Below are 18,373 nucleotides of genomic sequence, written 5' to 3'. Positions count from 1 at the left end.
TAGTCTCTAACATAATTGGCAAAAACATCTCCTTCTCTGAAATCTGCCAAACAATACGCGCACTTCCAATATTCATCTTCAATAGAAGTGAAAATTTAAACATGTACGTTAGCACCCAGTTGCATATATTGTACATTTGTACCAGAACGGTTTAACTACTGAGCTCTCTTCCAACAATACCTTTAGACAAAAACCACTACACCTATGCCCCGAATTATCGCCTTTTTGCTAGCTCCCTTTTTATTTACTGCCTGCCAGCCAGGATCAACTGCTGAAGACCAAGCTACTGAAATAGACGGCGCAGGGGTGGCTTATGCGAACCCTCCGGCTGAAGGTTTCAATGAAGCAGCTTCTGATGAGAAAGCAATGGCAATCGCCGATAGCGTAATGCAGGCGATGGGAGGCCGTAAAGCCTGGGATACTACCCAGTACGTAAGCTGGAACTTCTTCGATATCCGCACCCTATTGTGGGACAAACAGTCGGGCGATGTACGAATTGAAGTACCGCGCGACTCAGCTATTTATCTGATCAACGTAAATTCTGATCAGGGAAAAGTGGCGATGGGCGGCGAAGAGATTACTAACGCTGATTCACTAGCCAAGTACGTAGAACAGGGAAAAAGTATCTGGATTAACGATAGCTACTGGTTGTTTATGCCCTTCAAATTGAAAGACTCTGGGGTTACCCTGACTTATGTTGGCGAAGATACTATTCAGGGAGGTGATATGGCGGAGGTGCTGGAACTACGCTTTGAAGGCGTAGGAGTTACCCCGCAAAATAAGTATCAGGTGTACGTTGACCCTAACGATTATATGGTGACTCAGTGGGCATTCTACCCTACCGTAGAAATGGATACTCCCCGCTTTATGACTCCCTGGGCTGAATACAAAAACCACGGCTCACTCATGCTTTCCGGCGACCGGGGTGAGCGAGATATTACGGATATAGAAGTGATAGAAACTATTCCCGAAGGTACGTTCTCCAACCTGGAAGAATTTCAGTTGCTGAAATCATCCTGAAACACTACTGATTGATTTTCATCCAGTAGTCGAACGTAATCTATTGATCCAGCTCCTTGAAATCGATATCGGATTCCGGCTACTTTTCCGGCATCTTCTTCAAGGGTAGTCTGAAAAATTAATTGTTCGTTGCGGTATACCGACAGTTGTTGTTGCTCAACGGTTAGGCGGATATGCTGCCACTCGGAAAGGTCGCAACCAAAAGCTGATAAATCCGCCGCCTGTCCGTCAAGGAATTGTTCGCTGGCAGCCAAATAAAGCTTTCCTACACAACCAGGTACTGACCAAGGAATAGCAATGCGCCCTTTCGCACAAAGCACGGACACCTGACTTTCCTGACATACGGCTTCCCTGAGATTATAATCACTTTTGATAGCTGTTTCCAACGTAAAATTAGCCGAAGACACTTCTCCGAAGTCTTGAACATTATAATAAGCTAAGTGAGAAGCCTCTTCTTGATTAAGCAGATTCTCTCGTTGCAAATACTCCGGCGATACCGAAAGTATGCCATCTTGCTTAATATCATCAGTTAGATAATGTGGGATAGTTTCGCCCCCAATCAGGGCAAGCCAGCCATCAGTCGTTACGTACACATCATGTTCTTGTACGATTTGCTCTTCTACCAACAGCTTAGCCCGGAAGTAGCCCGGATAATAGTAAGTAGTCGTGAAGACACTATCTTGGTTGCTCACGGCTCGGCGCAATCTGGTATCCCATGATTGCTGAATTTCTATATTATCAAAAGGTAACTGAGATACATCGTAGTGAAAAATCACCGTATTAGGCAGCCCTTTTGTAACCGGTTCACTGGAAAAGGTAACCTTTGAAGCATCAATCTCTAGCGGACGGTTAACCCATCGATTAAACCCCAGTAACAGCAACACTAAAATCGGAATCAGCAGTAAGATAGCCAGCTTTTTGCTGATCGTCGGAGATGTCGCTTTTAGCTTCGGGAGTTCTTGTTCAGTAGTACTAGAAACGTAAGATTGGCTTCCCACAAAATCGCGCCAGTGCTCGTAACCAGCAAACTGGGCTAGAGCATTCAGGGTATTAGTGGTAGGCTGACTTTGGTAGCTCACCTTGCCCCACAACCGCTTCAGGGTGGTAGCACTTAGCTTGGTTTGGGTTTTCTGCCAGATGCGCTCACTAAGTTGCTCAAAGTCCTGGTGCGTCCACTCCTGACTATTGCCCCAGGCAACCTCATTTTCAATGATTTGCTTGAGAAGTTCTATCTGCGTTGTTTCTTTATTAGTCGCCTCCATGATGCTTGGCTGTATCACGAAGATAACGACTTTTTACCTATTCTGTGATAAAGATTGAAGGCTTCCTCTCCCCATAAATAGCATAGAGGTAAAATTTACCTCTATGTCTACTCAATGGATAAATTTCAAAAAAGCTTTATCGTAAACTAGTTACTCGCCTGTCCGGCACTGGCTACGTCAAAAGAAAGTTTAGTATCGGCCCACATGAAAGTTACTTCACCTGACTCAGCAATATCAAATGTCATTTTCTCGGTCATTGACTCAGATTTCTCGGGACTTACTTGCACTCGAAGAGCATCTTGAGATTCATCGTAGTCATAAGCCCCCCACTGTTCAGCTGTCTTATTAAAGATAACTGTCCAGTCTTCATTTTCCTGGGGAATAGTAAACAAAGCGTACTTTCCCTTGGGTAAAGCCTGACCTTCGATGGTTACATCACTGCTTACCTCGAACGTAGTGGCTTCGTTAGCTCCGGTGCGCCATACTTTTCCGTAGGGTTCTAGCCCGCCAAATATCTCGCGTCCCTTCACCGAAGGTTGGCTGTAGTCAATAATAACGGTTGTGCCGTCTACCGTTGCTTCCGCTTGAGCGGGAGGGCTAGGTCGGTTGGCTTTATCATCCTGCGCTAAAGCGGGCAAGGTAGTTACTACCGCGATAAATAAGGTGAGAATAGATTGTGCGAAATGGTTCATAATAAAAAGTTTAGAATGTGAAACATGAGTAAGGTAACGTAGCCCACCAGAAAACAGTTGTTCATACTCGTTCAAGTTGGTGCAACTTGCTCTACATTTGACTATTGAGCCACTTGACTTCGTTTTTAAACCTTTTGTAAAGTCTGACGATCAGACTGAATTTATTGACAAGCTCGTAATGGTCTTGTAGCAACTTGCACCGCTTTGCACCAACTTGAACAAGGCAAAACACAGCTTTCTACTGCCTTCGTTCGTGTAGTAAGCAGTGTTTTTAATCATTTCAATAAACCTTATTCTGATAATTATTTACCCCAAGGTTCGTGTCGTCACGAGCCTTAGAAGTTTATCGGAATGTCATCTAATTTACCAATATGAAAATTTCTGTATTTCTTAACCTATTCGTTTTTGCTACAACTTTAGCCTTTGCCCAATCACCCGAAGTAGTTGCCTTTTCCTCCGATCGTTGGGAGTTCTCTGGCGAGCACACCCTGGAAGAATATAAAGGGCAATCAGCAGTAAAGCTGACTAACGGTCGAGCTTACCTGTCTGATGTATCACTTAAGAATGGAATCATTGAATATGACATCGCCTTTAATAGCGAACGAGGTTTTGTAGGGGCAATGTTCCGGATGCAAGACCAGGAGAATTACGAAGAATACTATATGCGAGCGCATCAGTCGGGTAATCCCGATGCTATGCAGTATACTCCGGTTTATAACGGAATGGCTGGCTGGCAACTGTACTACGGAGAAGGCCACGGCACTCCTCACTTCTACCGTTTCCAGGAATGGATGCACGTAAAGTTAGTTATTGCTGACCAGCAAATGGAAGTCTACATCGATAATATGAATGTGCCAGTGCTGCACGCTTTTGATCTAAAACGAAAGGCTGAAGCTGGGTTTATGGGAATTTACACCGGAGGAAAGGAGGCTTACTTCGCCAATTTCAGCTTTCAGTCGGTGGAAAATCCACCCATCAAGAGTGCTCCCCAATCGTTTCCGGCAGCGAAAGAAGGCACCGTGATGCAGTGGGAAGTTTCTAATGCTTTTGGTAGTAAACAGCTTGAAAATCAGACTGAGCTATCCAAAGGTTTCAAGAGCAGACTAAATTGGCGAACACTGATGAGCGAGTCATCAGGTACGGTAAATCTGGGGCAGGTGAGTGCAGTGGCCGAAGAAACCAATACGGTTGTGGCTAAATTTACGGTAGATGCTGACCAAAAGCAGATAAAACCCCTACTTATTGGCTATTCTGATATGGTGACAGTGTTTGTAAACGGTAAAGCAGTCTACGGCGGTCAGCGCAACTTCCGCTCCCGTGATTATCGCTACCTAGGCACCATTGGCTACTTTGATACTGTCTATTTGCCACTTAACAAAGGGAACAATGAAGTCTGGTTTGCTGTAACGGAGAATTTCGGCGGATGGGGAGTTCGCGCTCGTTTTCCTTCATCAGAGAATATTTCTATAGCTGAGTAAGCGGAGGGCTATTTCATAGAGAAGACTTCCTCCAATGGTTTACTAATGGGGGAATTGTCTTCGTGGGTTTCCATGATGTCTTTCATATAAGCCCACCACTTTTTCATCACCGACTCATGCGCTAGTTGATCTACCTTACGGTCATCGGCCAACACGTAAGTAGCAAACAATTCGTGCGTATCCGGGTCATGAAAAATATGGTAATCGCTGATACCGCTTTGGTGCAGCAAATCCACCAGTTCTGGCCAAATGGCATCGTGCCGTTTTCGGTACTCTTCCGCGTATTCGGGAAGCAACTGCATTTTGAAAGCAACTCGTTTCATAGGCAATAGATTGACAAGTTAAAAAGTTAGTTTTGTCTCATTCGAGCTAGCGAGCAGCAATAGGTTCTACCGAATACCCTAATTCCCTTAGTTGCTGAACTAGCCCTTGTTTATACTGTAAATGCCGAAAGCCAACTGCTACAAAACAGCTGTTTTCTTTAAAAACTTCGTCCAGAACCGTCATCCATCGGTCATTACGCTCTGTTAATTCAAAGGGATGCTCATGCTCTTTCCTTTCTAACTGATAGTCAATATTAAGTTCTTTGTAATCTTCTACAAACTCACAACCTGATAAATCGCTGTTTAGCATTTTGGTCATTAATTCGACACACGCAACTGCATACGCAGAATCCTCTTCAGAAGTACTGCCAAGAGAAGATCGCAAAAGAATATTCGTTTGATTTTCATCCAGAGACCTTACTTCCCTCTTTTTGTTTAAAGCGGTCTTTTCTATGAAGCTATCCATCGTCTCGTAAGATTTACGACCATTATCATCACAAAAGAACCGTGTGTATATTTGAGTAAGATTTAATGTTAAGAGTAAAGGTGGTGACTCATAATACTCGGGACTTTCAGATTTTTCTACAAACGATTCAAATATCTGCTTTTGTTCTTTATCTAGAAGATTGTCCCACTGTTCAACTGTCCAATAATTGAGCTTGACCTCTTCTGAAGAAGATACATCAGTATTGATTGCCGTCTGTTCCACAAAAAGCACATCGACCTGCTCTAACTTTTTTACTGAACTTGATAAAGATAAAAAGAAATAAGGATCCACCTCATGAAATGTTCCGAACAGGTACGATGTATCGCTAACACCTACCTTACTTACCGCCCACAGAAGCGTACCAGGTTTATCTTGCCCCACCGAATAAAAAGCAGAAAGTAGAAGAATGAACGAAGCAAGTAGTCTGTACATAGATACTCTATTTGGTGAGGATGCTAAGCAATAATATCCTTCACAATGTGCCCGTGTACGTCGGTGAGGCGAAAACGGCGGCCTTGGTGCTTGAAAGTTAGCCGTTCGTGGTCTACACCGAGTAAGTGCATTAGCGTAGCCTGGAAGTCGTGGACGTGAACGGGGTTCTTTACGATGTTGTAGCCAAACTCACAGGTTTCACCGTAGCTGATACCTTTTTTGATGCCGCCCCCGGCCATCCAGATACTGAAGCAGCGCGGATGATGATCGCGTCCGTAGTTTTCTTTAGTTAGTTTGCCCTGAGAATAATTGGTGCGGCCAAACTCTCCGCCCCAAATCACCAGCGTATCATCTAGCAACCCCCGTTGTTTTAAGTCCATTACCAACGCAGCCGAAGGCTGATCGACACTCTTCGCCATAATCTGAATATCGTTAGGCAAATTACCGTGCTGATCCCAACCTTGGTGATAGAGCTGCACAAACTTTACATCTTTTTCAATGAGCCGACGAGCCAATAGGCAGTTAGCCGCAAACGTGCCTGGTTGTCGTGACTGCTCACCGTACATATCGTAAATGTAATCTGGCTCTCGCGAGATATCCATTGTATCCGGCACCGAGGCTTGCATCCGGTACGCCATCTCGTACTGAGCAATACGCGAGTTAATCTCCGGGTCGGCTACTTTCTCGTACTGAATATCGTGTAGCTCGTTTAGATAATCCAACATTCTTCGTCGACTGGTTTTCTTCATACCAGGTGGATCGTTCAGGTACAATACCGGATCTTTTCCCGATCGAAACTGCACTCCCTGGTGCAGCGATGGCAGGAAGCCACTACCCCAGAGTTTGGCGTACAGTGGCTGTCCACCCTCTTTTCCCCTTGATAATAAAACACAAAAAGACGGTAGATTTTCGTTATCGCTACCCAAACCATAGCTAATCCACGAACCGATAGACGGACGCCCATTTTGCTGAGAACCCGTTTGGAAAAAAGTAATCGCCGGATCGTGATTGATGGCTTCGGTATGCATGGATTTGATAAAGCAGAGTTCGTCTACAATTTTAGCCGTATGTGGCATCAGTTCGCTCACCCAAGCCCCGCTGTTCCCGTACTGAGCAAAGTCAAATACTGATCCAGCCAATGGAAACGATTTCTGTCCTGCTGTCATCCCCGTCAGCCGTTGCCCACCCCGTACCGATTCGGGCAACTCCTGCCCTACGCGCTCCTGAAGCGTAGGTTTATAATCGAAGGTTTCTAACTGAGATGGGCCACCACTTTGGAAAAGATAGATTACTCGCTTGGCTTTGGGAGCGAAATGAAGATGATTAATAGGGTTATTGTCGCTTAAGACGGATTTACCAAACAATTTAGTAGAACCTAGCAAAGAAGACAAAGCAACACTGCCTAGCCCTAAGCTAGTTTTACTCAAAAAATCCCGTCGGTCAATATGTTGGTTATGTAAGAGTTTCATGGATCTATTGTTCGATGGATCAATTGTTCTATTGCTCGATTGCGGCCGCCTATTCACCAAAAATATCCCCCACATCAATCTTCAACCCCTCAATCACTTTGGACTCGATAGTACCTTCGCCTTCTACATCCTGGAAAAGCGCGTAGCCGGAATCAATAAGTTCGTACACCTCTACGGTGAGATACTTAGGGTCAACAATCCAGTACTCAGGCACACCTGCTTGTTGATATATTTCCTTTTTGTGTACTCGATCGCGTACCACTGAGCCAGGAGATACAATTTCTATCATCAAATCAGGTGTTCCCATTACGCCCTTCTGCTGAATAATTTCTTGCTTCTTAGTAGACACAAACAGCAAATCAGGTCGAGGAGCACTGTATTCACCTAAAAATACACTGATAGGAGCGTACAGCACTCGGCCTAGTTTTTTCTGTTTAACATAGCTACCCATTATGAGGTGTAGATTAGCTGATGCTATTTGATGCTTAGATTCGGGGGCAGAGTATTTCACAATTTCGCCGTTCAGTAGTTCGTAGATGTAGTTGTCATCATCAGGGATTTCCATATTTAGGAACTCCTGATACGTAATCCGAGTGACGGTTTTAGTGGATTCCATAACCTTATTATTTTATTTTAGTGAACGCACTACAAGCGCGTTTTAATGCTTCGTTGATCTTATCGTTTATACACCGCTTCATCATAATTGACTAATGTATTCGCTACTATGGTTAGGGCAGCCAACTGATCCTTAGGAATAGCAAAATCGCGGGGATATTCACCCACCTGCAATAAGCTGTCTGCACTCACAGGTTCTTCGCTAAATACTGCTTTTTCTTCTTGGTACAATTGTTTTAGTAGAGCTAGCTCTCTCGAGTCTGGCTCACGACTAGTTAGGGTTTTGAAACCAAAGCGTATCTGATCATCTAGATCCTCTCCTCCTTCGGTAACCATTCGCTCGGCTAGCATTCGAGCGGCTTCTACGTACTGCGGGTCGTTCAGTAGCACCAAGGCTTGAAGAGGCGTATTGGTCTTTTGTCGCTTTACAGTACAGAGGTATTTATCGGCGGCATCGAAGCTAATCATCGATGGGGGCGGTGAGCTTCGCTTCCAGATAGTGTACATACCGCGACGGTACAAATCATCACCAGTATCTGGCACATATTCAGTAACATTTCGGGTAGCCAATTCCTTCCACAGTCCGGGAGGCTGATAAGGCTTTACACTGGGACCACCAATGGAATCATTCAGCAAACCACTGGCCGCTAAAGCATTATCACGAATCATTTCGGCGGGCATACGGTAACTAGGCCCCCGGGCGAGCCAAACATTGGCTTTATCCTGCTCTAATAGTTCGGGCGAAGGTACCGACGCCTGCTGGTAGGTGGCCGAAGTAACCAGCATCCGAAGCAGTGCCTTCACATCCCACCCTGATTCCCAGAATTGAATGGCCAACCAGTCGAGCAGTTCGGGATGCGAAGGAAACTCACCCTGATTACCAAAGTCGTTCGAGGTATTCACCAGCCCGCGACCGAAGAGCATTTGCCAGTAGCGATTTACCGCTACCCGAGCCGTAAGCGGATTATCTTCGTGAACCAGCCACTGTGCTAGTCCTAAGCGATTAGTGGGCAAGTCTTCGGGAAACGCCATTACAGATACGGGTGTAGTCGGATTAACCCGCTTGGTAGGCGCATCGTACGCCCCGCGGTCGAGAACAAAGGTCGGTCGAGGTTCGGCCAGTTCTTTCATTACCATTACCTCTGGTAGCGCACTCAGAATATCGTTTTCGTCGCCGCGCAACTCAGTGAGCTTAGCCAGCGTAGTGCGATAGCCCTGATCGTAGTTTTGCAAGTAGTAATCCAGCAGTGGTTGCTGGTCTTCTGATTCTAAGAACTTTACAATCGGGTTAGGCTCACCGTACAACTCAGCCACGCCTACCGCACTTAGCTTTTGGCCGAACACTTGAAATTCATCAACCTCAATACCCTCAATGGTTTCATCGTGTAGCTTACCGATGCGTAAGTTCCCCAGACCACCCCAACTTTCTTTGTCTTTGCCGTAAGTAATCATGCTACGCCTTAGGTGGTCAGTAACGATTTGGTGGCGCATTGGCTGCCCGTTAAGATATACCGTAAGACCACTGGCTCGGCTCGATCCGTCGTAAGTCATTACCAAATGGACCCATTCGTTAACCGGAAGCCTCTCTTCGGTATGAATCTCAATACTGTTAGCGGGCCAAGTATGGTTGAGACTCACCGAAAGGGTACGATCGGGGCGTAGCCAAAATACGTAGCCCCGGTTGCCATTAAAGTAGCCTCCCGAGCGGGTAAACACTGGCCCTTCAATGCTATCTTTCAGGGCTTTGTACCACAGGCTGATAGAAAATGGTTCATTGCGTTCGAAGTAGCCAATCTCTTCACCCATATCCACGTAGCTATCGCCCACCAAACGTACTGCCTTCCCGAATTTACCATCTACAATCTCTGGCTCCTTGTCTTGCTGACTTACCACCATTGTGGCGGGCTGTTTCGGGGCTGCCAGATTACGAAACTTATTATCTACTGGGTTATCTAGCGGATAATGTCCAATTCTGCTCTTCAAAGAAATAGTATGATCGGCAGCATGATTTTTCACCTGCGTTAGCCACTCAGCAAAGCCTTGCTGATAAGCTGTTTGGTCAGGATTCACCTCTGCTTCTTTTTCCAGAATCTTTTCCTCTAAGAAAGATAATTGCTGCTCAGCCTCATCATCCGTTAAAATTACGGTGGGGCTGGCCTCGCCCATGTAGGGAATCTGTCCGGTTTCGTTAATGCTGTTGAAGAAGGCATAGAGTGAAAAGTATTCTTCTTGGGAGATGGGGTCGTACTTATGATCGTGGCATCGGGAGCACTCTACCGTCAGTCCCAAAAATGCCGTACCCAGTGTATTGGCTCGGTCGGCCACATACTCTACTCGGTATTCTTCCGAAACAATTCCTCCCTCCTGGCTTTGCAGGTGGTTGCGATTAAACCCACTGGCTAACTTTTGTTCCTGGGTAGCATCGGGCAGCATATCTCCGGCCAATTGCCAGATAATGAATTGATCGTAGGGCATATTTTGGTTAAACGATTCAATCACCCAATCGCGCCAAGGCCACATGTTCCGCATTCCATCATCTTGGTAACCGTGGGAATCGGCATAGCGAGCCACATCCAGCCATTCGGTAGCCATACGCTCTCCGTAGCGAGGCGAGTTCAATAAACGATCTACCACCTTCTCGTAAGCATCCGATGAATTGTCTGCTAAAAATTTATCTACTTCTTCGATTGTCGGGGGAAGACCCGTTAAATCAAAAGTGACTCGGCGGATAAGTTTTTCTTTGGTAGCGCGATCACTAGGTTCAAAGCCTTTTTCTTCTAGTTTAGCCAGTACAAATCGGTCAATATCGTTATTTGCCCAATCTTCTTGTTGCACTTTAGGTACTTCCGGTTTTTCCGGTTTAATAAATGACCAGTGAGGTTCGTACTCGGCCCCTTCTTCTATCCAGCGGGTTAGTACTGCTTTTTCGTATTCCGTCAGGGTAAGATTTGACTCCGGTGGAGGCATAACCGTTTCGGGATCATCCGAAAAGATGCGGTCTACCAATCCGCTTTGATGAGGTTTACCGGGAACAATCGCGTGTTCGCCGCTTTCTAACTTAGCAAAAGCCAAGGTTTCATCGCTCAAACTTAATCCGGCTTCAATTGCCGCTTCATCCGGTCCATGACAGGCAAAGCAACGATCCGACAAAATCGGCTTAACGTGGAAGTTGTAGCTGACCTCTTCAGGCAACTGCTCAGCAATCTCCGGATCAAGATTTCCGCTCTGAGAACAGCTCCACAACAAAGAAATTAGTAAAAAAAGTATGAGGTTTCTAATCATAGGAAAAGGCGTTGCATTGATCCACCAATTTACAGAATTACTAGAAATTGTTGCTTATTTAACCTGACTCACAAAATATTAGTTTCTTGCGACTCAACGCCCCAAACCAATGGCATTCGGGTAAATTGAGAAATTATCGATCAGATTTCTTATCTTACAAAGCACCAAAAAATTAATCAACAGTAGCTTTTATGAACTCGAAAAGTTGGTTCATCGGATTGGGGGTCACCTCGCTAGTTGCAGTGATGTTCTTTACATTGCAAGATACTAATGAACCTATTAGCTACAACCAGCATATTCGTCCGATCATCAACAGTAAGTGCATTTCTTGCCACGGTGGGGTTAAGAAGTCAGCCGGAGTTAGTTTTCTTTTTCGAGAGGAAGCCCTCGATACCGCCGAGTCTGGTATTCCAGCTATTGTCCCCGGAGACGCCGAAAGTAGCGGTATGTACCAGCGAATTGTCCACCATGACCCGGAGTACCGAATGCCTTCGGATGGTGAGCCGCTCAACGAAGCAGAAATTGAGCTAATTAGTCAGTGGATTAATGAAGGCGCTCAGTGGGAAGATCATTGGGCGTACATTTCTCCCGACACTAGCATTAGTCCTCCTAAAGCAGAGATTGGTAACCTCAAAAACGATGTCGACTATTTTATCTACAATAAGTTAGAAGCACATAATCTTACTCCAGCGGCTGAAGCAGGTAAAGAAATTTTACTACGCCGTTTATACCTAGACTTAACCGGGTTGCCCCCTACGCCCGAAGAGGCGCAAGTTTTTTTAGCTGATAGTAGTAGTGATGCCTACGAGAAGCTGGTAGACCACTTATTAGACTCGCCTCACTTTGGCGAACGTTGGGCAGCTATGTGGTTGGATCTAGCCCGCTACGCTGATACTAAAGGTTACGAAAAAGATCTGGATCGCTCTATCTGGAAGTACCGCGATTGGGTAATTAACGCTTTTAATCAAGATATGCCTTACGATCAGTTTACGATTGAACAATTGGCGGGCGACCTATTACCTAACCCTACCAAAGATCAGTTGATTGCCACAGCTTTTCACCGCAATACTATGGCCAATGATGAAGGAGGAACCGATAATGAAGAATTTCGGGTAGCTGCTGTTGTAGAGCGGGTAGGTACAACCTTTGAAGTGTGGCAAGGTACTACGATGGCTTGTGTACAGTGCCATAGTCACCCTTATGACCCATTTCGGCACCAGGAGTTTTATCAATTTATGGCGTTCTTTAACAACACAGTTGACCGCGATATTTACAACGAACAACCTAAGCTATTTACCTACGAAGGGGAAGATGCTATAAAAGTACAATCTACCCTTACCTGGCTGAAAGATCATTTGGACAATGTCGATACTCCGCCTAACCAGAGTACTCAATTCTTGCATCAGCAAAAAGAATCTTTACTTCACCATTTAGGCTATCGCAAAGTAGAAGCGGAAGAATACCATGCTTCTAGCAAGCTCATCGAGTTACTGGTTCCTTACCAGGATGTAGTTTGGCAGATACAGGACAGCTCCTGGATTATGTTTGAAGACGTAGATTTGAGTGAAGTAGAGAAAATCTCTTTTCGCTGCGCTACCGCTCTTTCTGGCGGTTTTATTGAAGCACGGCTAGATTCAGTAAATGGCGAAAAGTTAGGGCAAGCCGAGATAACCACTACCGGCAAGTGGAACCGATGGGCGATGACCAAGCCCGAACCTGACAAGTGGCGGGAGTTTACTGTCTCGGTAAAGCCCAGGGTCGGAACACGGAATGTGTATTACCTTTTTCGTAAGAACCAGGATTTGGCTCAGCATCTCTTTCATTTGGACTGGATTTACTACCACGAACGAAACCCACGAAAGAAGCAATACAGTGAAGAGTTTAACCAGCGGCTGGTTTATCTATCTTCTATCCAACCGGAAGAAACTCCTATCATGCAGGATTTACCCCGCAACAAAAGCCGAAAAACTTATGTGTTTGAACGGGGCAACTGGACAACCCAGGGTCAATTAGTAAGTGCCGACGTACCAGAAATTTTAGGCGAGATACCCGATGGCTTACTAAATAACCGGTTAGGTATGGCCCAGTGGCTGGTAAGTAAAGATAACCCACTAACTGCCCGGGTAGCCGTCAATCATTTTTGGAAGGAAATTTTCGGAACTGGCATTATTGAAACCTCAGAAGAATTTGGTTCCCAAGGTGCTTCACCTTCGCACCCCGAATTGCTGGATTGGTTGGCAGTGCAGTTAGTCAACGAGTACCGGTGGAGCATAAAATCATTGCTGAAACTGATAGTTACCTCAGCTACTTATCGCCAAAGTTCGCAGGCTACCGATAAGAAAATAGAAAAAGACCCACTCAACCGCCTTTTATCCCGAGGTACTCGGGTACGACTATCGGCCGAGCAGATCCGTGACCAGGTGCTCGCGGTTACCAATTTATTAAACCGAAAGGTACTAGGCCCCAGTATAAAAGTTGCTCGCCCTGATGCTAATCGTGGTATTTGGAGCAACTGGATTGCCGATACTACTTCAGAACAATACCGCCGTTCGCTGTATATTTTCACTAAAAGAATCAGCCCGCACCCCATGCTGACGACCTTTGATGGTACTGCCCGTAATGTCTGTATCTCGCGTCGTATTCGGACTAACACTCCGCTTCAGGCACTAACTCTACTAAACGATTCTACTTTATACGCCGCTGCCAAACAGCTAGCTGAGTTAATGACAGAAGATAACCCGACTGATGTGACGACTGCACTGGTAAGAGGGTACGAGCGGGTAATACTACGTAAGCCCGATGATAAGAAAGTAGCCGTACTAATTGCGTTGTATCAAGATGCACTAGCCCACTACACATCAGAAGGACTAATACAAAATGTAGTAGGTACTGAGCTAGAACCCATCAATCTACATGCGTTAACGCTAGTGGCCAATGCTATGCTGAACTTGGATGAGTTTATTACGAAAAACTAACATGAAGAATATCATTACCGAAGCTCAGCACCAAATTGCTACCTATAATACCCGACGACATTTCTTACAAAAATGTATGTCTGGTTTGGGAGCAGTTGCGCTAAGTTCGTTGGGAGGCTGCCATTCTTCTGAATTTAAGTCAAAGAATATTCTACCTGACAATGCGCTTACTACTGGTTCTCCTCTGCACTTTCCAGGAAAAGCCAAAAATGTCATCTTCCTGCACATGGCTGGTGCCCCTTCGCAGTTAGAGTTATTTGACTACAAGCCCGTCCTCAACCGACTAGACGGGCAAGACTGTCCGCAGTCGCTGCTGGAAGGAAAGAAGTTTGCCTTCATTCAGGGTACGCCGCAAATGTTAGGAACCCAAGCGAAGTTTAAGCAGCACGGGCAATCGGGAGCATATGTATCAGATTACTTACCTCATTTTTCTGAAATAGTAGACGAGGTAACTTTCTTAAAAGCAGTGCATACCAATGAGTTTAATCACGCTCCGGCACAACTATTTATGCACACAGGCTCACCCCGACTTGGCCGTCCCAGCATGGGTTCCTGGATTACGTACGGATTAGGCTCCGACAATCAGAACCTACCCGGCTTTGTCGTACTAGTTTCCGGTAGTGAGCCTAGTGCGGGAAAAAGTGCTTGGGGTAGTGGTTTTTTACCCACCGTTTACCAGGGAGTACAGTGTCGTTCCAAAGGCGATCCGGTGTTGTATCTCTCCAACCCTAGCGAAGTAGATCCTTACTTACGAAAGAAATCTATTGATGCCATCAATGCGATTAATAAACAGGAATACCAGCAGGCTCGTGACCCGGAGATTTTGACTCGCATCTCGCAGTACGAGTTGGCCTTCCGAATGCAAACTGCCGTACCGGAGGTGATGAATATCAATGATGAACCCGAGTGGGTTCATCAGCTGTACGGCACCGAACCAGGAAAAGCTTCTTTTGCCAATAACTGCTTACTTGCTCGTCGGTTAGTAGAAAACGGCGTTCGCTTTGTGCAACTGTTTGACCGCCGCTGGGATACTCATGGAGCTGGACCTGGCAATGGGGTAGACAGTGGTCTTAAGAATGCCTGTAAATACGTTGACCAACCTATGAGCGCATTGCTGCTAGATTTGAAGCAACGTGGATTACTGGATGAAACCCTAGTAGTTTGGGGAGGAGAGTTTGGGCGCACCCCAATGATGGAAGCCCGTTCCGGTGCTGACTTTAAAGGCCGCGACCACCACGGTGATGCCTTCACCATGTGGATGGCAGGAGGCGGCATCAAGCAAGGGTTCACCCACGGCGAAACCGACGAGATTGGTTTTTCGGGCATTAGCGGACGAGTACACATCCACGACTTACAGGCTACTATTCTACATCAGCTCGGCCTTGACCACGAAAGACTGACCTACCAGTTTCAAGGAAGAGATTTTCGCCTGACCGATGTACACGGCAAAGTGGTGAAGGAGATTATTGCTTAGTCTGATTTAACGAACCAGCCACTAATTACAAAAAGACACTTATCTCACCTAGAGAGGCTTATAATTTTTAACTTTGCGTTTGTGGGTGGGGCGAGCATATTTGTACGGATCAACGCAGCCGAAGAGTGCGGATGTGGGAGTAAATCGGACTTTTACGCTCAGTATTCCGTACAAGTCGTTGTTAGCCGAATTGCCCCCTCGCAAAAAGGATTCTTCGTTAATTGCCCGCGCTTGCTCTTCCGACAGAGCCGCGTAGTACTCCCGCGCCAGTGGACTTAAATCATCCACTGTAATCATTTCCCTACGCATAGCATCCAGTCGGTCACTAAAAGTATAACGCAGGGCTAAATCAACTACTAGCGAAAGTACCGGAGTGAGTTCGTAGTCTACTCCTACCCCAAACGGAATCATTCCAACCAAACCGGGCACTCGCTCAGCTTCGGGTTCTACATCCCGCAAGTTAAAGTAACCCAGTCGGCTATCGCCCCGAGGGCTGGAAGTAGTTGCTCCCAAACCGGCGTAGGCAAACGGGGTAAAAAAACCTCGCTTAAATGAGTACATTGCGGAGGAATAGAACTCAAAATTAGTAGACCGAAAACTACGTAAACGTACCGGATCAGCATCTTGAGCGGAGAGTTGGTATAAACTTACCCCCGATTTAATGTGCAGATTATCCGTTAGTCGGTACCAGCCTTCGGCATTAATTGCCCAACGGTTGCCACCCAGTTTCTGATCATTTACGTCACCCAAATACTGTGTAACTCCTGGGCCAATAGCAAAGCTCCAGTCTTGAGCGTAGCCAGTTGATGCTAAACTGTAGGCGAGAAAAGCTATTACCGATAAGACTAATTCGCGCATACCGTGTAAGTTTGGGGTAGGGTTTGGAAAAATACGAAGCTATTTTGTTACTTAACAACGAAGGCTCTAATTTATTATTAACTAACCTACTCTTGCTCCCAACAAAAAAGTCTATGAACCGATGCATACTTTCCGCTGGGCTTGTACTTTTGTGTATTCGCTGTACACCATCCACCACCGTAACCGAACATTCCGTGAACACCGAAGAACTGAAGTCCATTGCCCAAGAAGATCCTAACCTGCTGCTGGAGGAATCGCTATCGCCTGACCAAAAAGTGGTGGTGTACCAAATCTTTACCCGCCTGTTTGGCAATACGGTAACCAATAACGTACCCTGGGGCACCGCTGAGGAAAATGGGGTTGGTAAGTTCAACGATATTGATGAAACAGCTCTGGCAGCTTTAAGTGAATTGGGAGCTACTTATATCTGGTACACCGGAGTGATTGAACACGCCGTACTGAACGACTACCGTGAATACGGTATTCCGCTCGACGATGCTGATGTGGTAAAAGGCCGAGCCGGATCACCCTACGCGATTAAAGATTACTACGATGTAAACCCTGATTTGGCAGAAGATGTGCCTAACCGGATGACCGAGTTTGAAGCGCTAGTGAAACGCACTCACGATGAGGGCTTGAAGGTAATTATTGACTTTGTGCCCAACCACGTAGCCCGATTTTACCAGTCAGATGCTAAGCCCGACGGCACCAAAGATTTCGGGGCGGGTGATGATACCAACGAAGCTTTTTTCCCAGATAACAATTTCTACTACCTGGTGGGTAAACCCTTTCAGGTTCCGGCCGATTATCAATCGCTGGGCGAACACACTTTCCCTACTAAAGATGGTACGTTTGATGAAAACCCGGCCAAGGCTACCGGAAACGATCAGTTTACGGCTCAACCCAGCGTGAACGATTGGTTTGAAACTGTGAAACTGAACTACGGAGTCGATTATCTGAATGATCGTAGAACCCACTTTGACCCCATTCCGAATACCTGGCAGAAAATGCTGGATATCCTGCTGTACTGGTCGGGTCGAGGTGTGGATGGGTTTCGTTGCGATATGGCCGAGATGGTTCCGGTAGAATTCTGGCACTGGGTAATTCCGAAAGTGAAAGATATTTACCCTAACCTGATTTTCATCGCCGAAATCTACAATCCTGAGCAGTACCGTAATTACATTGACACCGGACGGTTTGATTACTTGTACGACAAAGTACAACTCTACGATACGCTACGCGCGGTAATTGAAGAACAGGGTTCAGTGCAGCACCTCCCGGATATCTGGCAGTATTTGCGCGATAAGAATCGAAATATGCTTCGCTTTCTGGAGAATCACGACGAACAGCGCATCGCTTCCCGCTTCTTTGGAAATGATCCAACTCGAGCCAAGCCCGCAATAGTGGTTAGCACCCTGTGGCACTCCGGCCCGGTAATGGTTTATTTCGGTCAGGAGGTGGGCGAACCCGCAGAAGGTGAATCTGGCTTTAGCGGTAACGACGGGCGCACTACGATTTTTGACTACTGGGGCGTACCCGAATATCAGAAATGGGTGAATGATGGTCTGTTTGACGGCGGGCAATTGAGTGAAGAGCAGCGAGAGTTACGGGAATTCTACCGAGATTTACTGAACTTGGCTCAGGAAGAAGCGATCCGCTCGGGTTATTTTTACGATTTACACCCGCACAACCGACATTTCACCGAAGGGTATAACGATCAGGTTTATGCCTTTCTACGGTTTACTGGCAATCAGCGATTGTTGATTGTTAGCAATTTTGACGCTCATAATACGCACTCCTTCAACCTGAAAATTCCGGTTACCGCTACGCAGGCAATGGGGTTGCCGGAGGGCTCTACTTACTCACTTCAGGATATTTTTCAGACCGAAACTACCGCGACGATGAATACCAGCGAAGTGATTATTAGCGAAGGCGATGCCGGAATTCCAATGAACCTCCCGCCTCTGACTTCTTATATTTTTACCATTCAACCTAACGAATAAACA

General features: G+C 46.1%; 13 protein-coding genes. 5 read left to right on the top strand and 8 right to left on the bottom strand.

The window, feature by feature from the left end; all coding sequences use genetic code 11:
* Positions 1–204 precede the first annotated feature (204 nt).
* Positions 205–1,020, top strand: a complete 816-nt coding sequence (locus tag P0M28_RS19490; protein ID WP_302204398.1) for a hypothetical protein — start codon at positions 205–207, stop codon at positions 1,018–1,020.
* Here P0M28_RS19490 and P0M28_RS19485 read toward each other — a convergent pair.
* Both P0M28_RS19485 and P0M28_RS19480 read right to left on the bottom strand, forming a co-directional pair.
* On the bottom strand, positions 999–2,282 hold the full coding sequence (locus P0M28_RS19485) for a hypothetical protein (RefSeq protein ID WP_302204397.1): 1,284 nt from the start codon (positions 2,280–2,282) through the stop codon (positions 999–1,001). The genes P0M28_RS19490 and P0M28_RS19485 overlap by 22 nt on opposite strands.
* A 146-nt stretch (positions 2,283–2,428) precedes the next feature.
* Positions 2,429–2,974: a DUF2911 domain-containing protein gene (locus P0M28_RS19480; RefSeq protein WP_302204396.1), complete on the bottom strand. Its 546-nt coding sequence runs from the start codon at positions 2,972–2,974 to the stop codon at positions 2,429–2,431.
* Positions 2,975–3,345: 371 nt separating this feature from the next.
* Between P0M28_RS19480 and P0M28_RS19475 the strand changes: the two genes are divergently transcribed.
* The gene (locus P0M28_RS19475; protein ID WP_302204395.1) at positions 3,346–4,452 is read left to right on the top strand and encodes a hypothetical protein; all 1,107 of its coding nucleotides are present in this window, start codon (positions 3,346–3,348) and stop codon (positions 4,450–4,452) included.
* An 8-nt stretch (positions 4,453–4,460) separates the two neighbouring features.
* Here the strand turns inward: P0M28_RS19475 and rhaM are convergent, their stop codons facing one another.
* Genes rhaM through P0M28_RS19450 form a run of 5 tightly spaced genes read right to left on the bottom strand, consistent with a single transcriptional unit; the run spans position 4,461 to position 11,060 of the window.
* Positions 4,461–4,775 carry an L-rhamnose mutarotase gene (gene rhaM / locus P0M28_RS19470; protein WP_302204394.1) on the bottom strand — a complete coding sequence of 105 codons (315 nt, stop codon included), beginning with the start codon at positions 4,773–4,775 and terminating at the stop codon, positions 4,461–4,463.
* Positions 4,776–4,821: 46 nt separating this feature from the next.
* Positions 4,822–5,694: a TraB/GumN family protein gene (locus P0M28_RS19465; protein ID WP_302204393.1), complete on the bottom strand. Its 873-nt coding sequence runs from the start codon at positions 5,692–5,694 to the stop codon at positions 4,822–4,824.
* A gap of 23 nt (positions 5,695–5,717) precedes the next feature.
* Positions 5,718–7,163, bottom strand: coding sequence for a DUF1501 domain-containing protein (locus tag P0M28_RS19460; RefSeq protein WP_302204392.1), 1,446 nt, complete (start codon positions 7,161–7,163; stop codon positions 5,718–5,720).
* 49 nt (positions 7,164–7,212) lie between these two features.
* Positions 7,213–7,779 carry a Uma2 family endonuclease gene (locus tag P0M28_RS19455; RefSeq protein ID WP_302204391.1) on the bottom strand — a complete coding sequence of 189 codons (567 nt, stop codon included), beginning with the start codon at positions 7,777–7,779 and terminating at the stop codon, positions 7,213–7,215.
* Between the two features lie 59 nt (positions 7,780–7,838).
* On the bottom strand, positions 7,839–11,060 hold the full coding sequence (locus P0M28_RS19450; RefSeq protein ID WP_302204390.1) for a DUF1553 domain-containing protein: 3,222 nt from the start codon (positions 11,058–11,060) through the stop codon (positions 7,839–7,841).
* A gap of 191 nt (positions 11,061–11,251) precedes the next feature.
* On the opposite strand from P0M28_RS19450, the gene P0M28_RS19445 reads away from it, so the two are divergent.
* Both P0M28_RS19445 and P0M28_RS19440 read left to right on the top strand, forming a co-directional pair.
* On the top strand, positions 11,252–14,035 hold the full coding sequence (locus P0M28_RS19445) for a DUF1553 domain-containing protein (RefSeq protein WP_302204389.1): 2,784 nt from the start codon (positions 11,252–11,254) through the stop codon (positions 14,033–14,035).
* Between the two features lies 1 nt (position 14,036).
* The gene (locus tag P0M28_RS19440) at positions 14,037–15,509 is read left to right on the top strand and encodes a DUF1501 domain-containing protein (RefSeq protein WP_302204388.1); all 1,473 of its coding nucleotides are present in this window, start codon (positions 14,037–14,039) and stop codon (positions 15,507–15,509) included.
* Between the two features lie 48 nt (positions 15,510–15,557).
* Here the strand turns inward: P0M28_RS19440 and P0M28_RS19435 are convergent, their stop codons facing one another.
* Positions 15,558–16,367 carry a hypothetical protein gene (locus tag P0M28_RS19435; protein WP_302204387.1) on the bottom strand — a complete coding sequence of 270 codons (810 nt, stop codon included), beginning with the start codon at positions 16,365–16,367 and terminating at the stop codon, positions 15,558–15,560.
* Positions 16,368–16,561: 194 nt separating this feature from the next.
* Between P0M28_RS19435 and P0M28_RS19430 the strand changes: the two genes are divergently transcribed.
* A complete protein-coding gene (locus P0M28_RS19430; protein ID WP_302204386.1) occupies positions 16,562–18,370 on the top strand; it encodes an alpha-amylase family glycosyl hydrolase in 1,809 nt (602 codons plus the stop codon).
* The last annotated feature ends 3 nt before the right edge of the window (positions 18,371–18,373 follow it).

Origin of the sequence: Tunicatimonas pelagia (assembly GCF_030506325.1) — a bacterium.
Classification (GTDB): Bacteria; Bacteroidota; Bacteroidia; order Cytophagales; family Cyclobacteriaceae; genus Tunicatimonas; species Tunicatimonas pelagia.
This window is presented reverse-complemented; position numbering and strand designations above follow the sequence as displayed.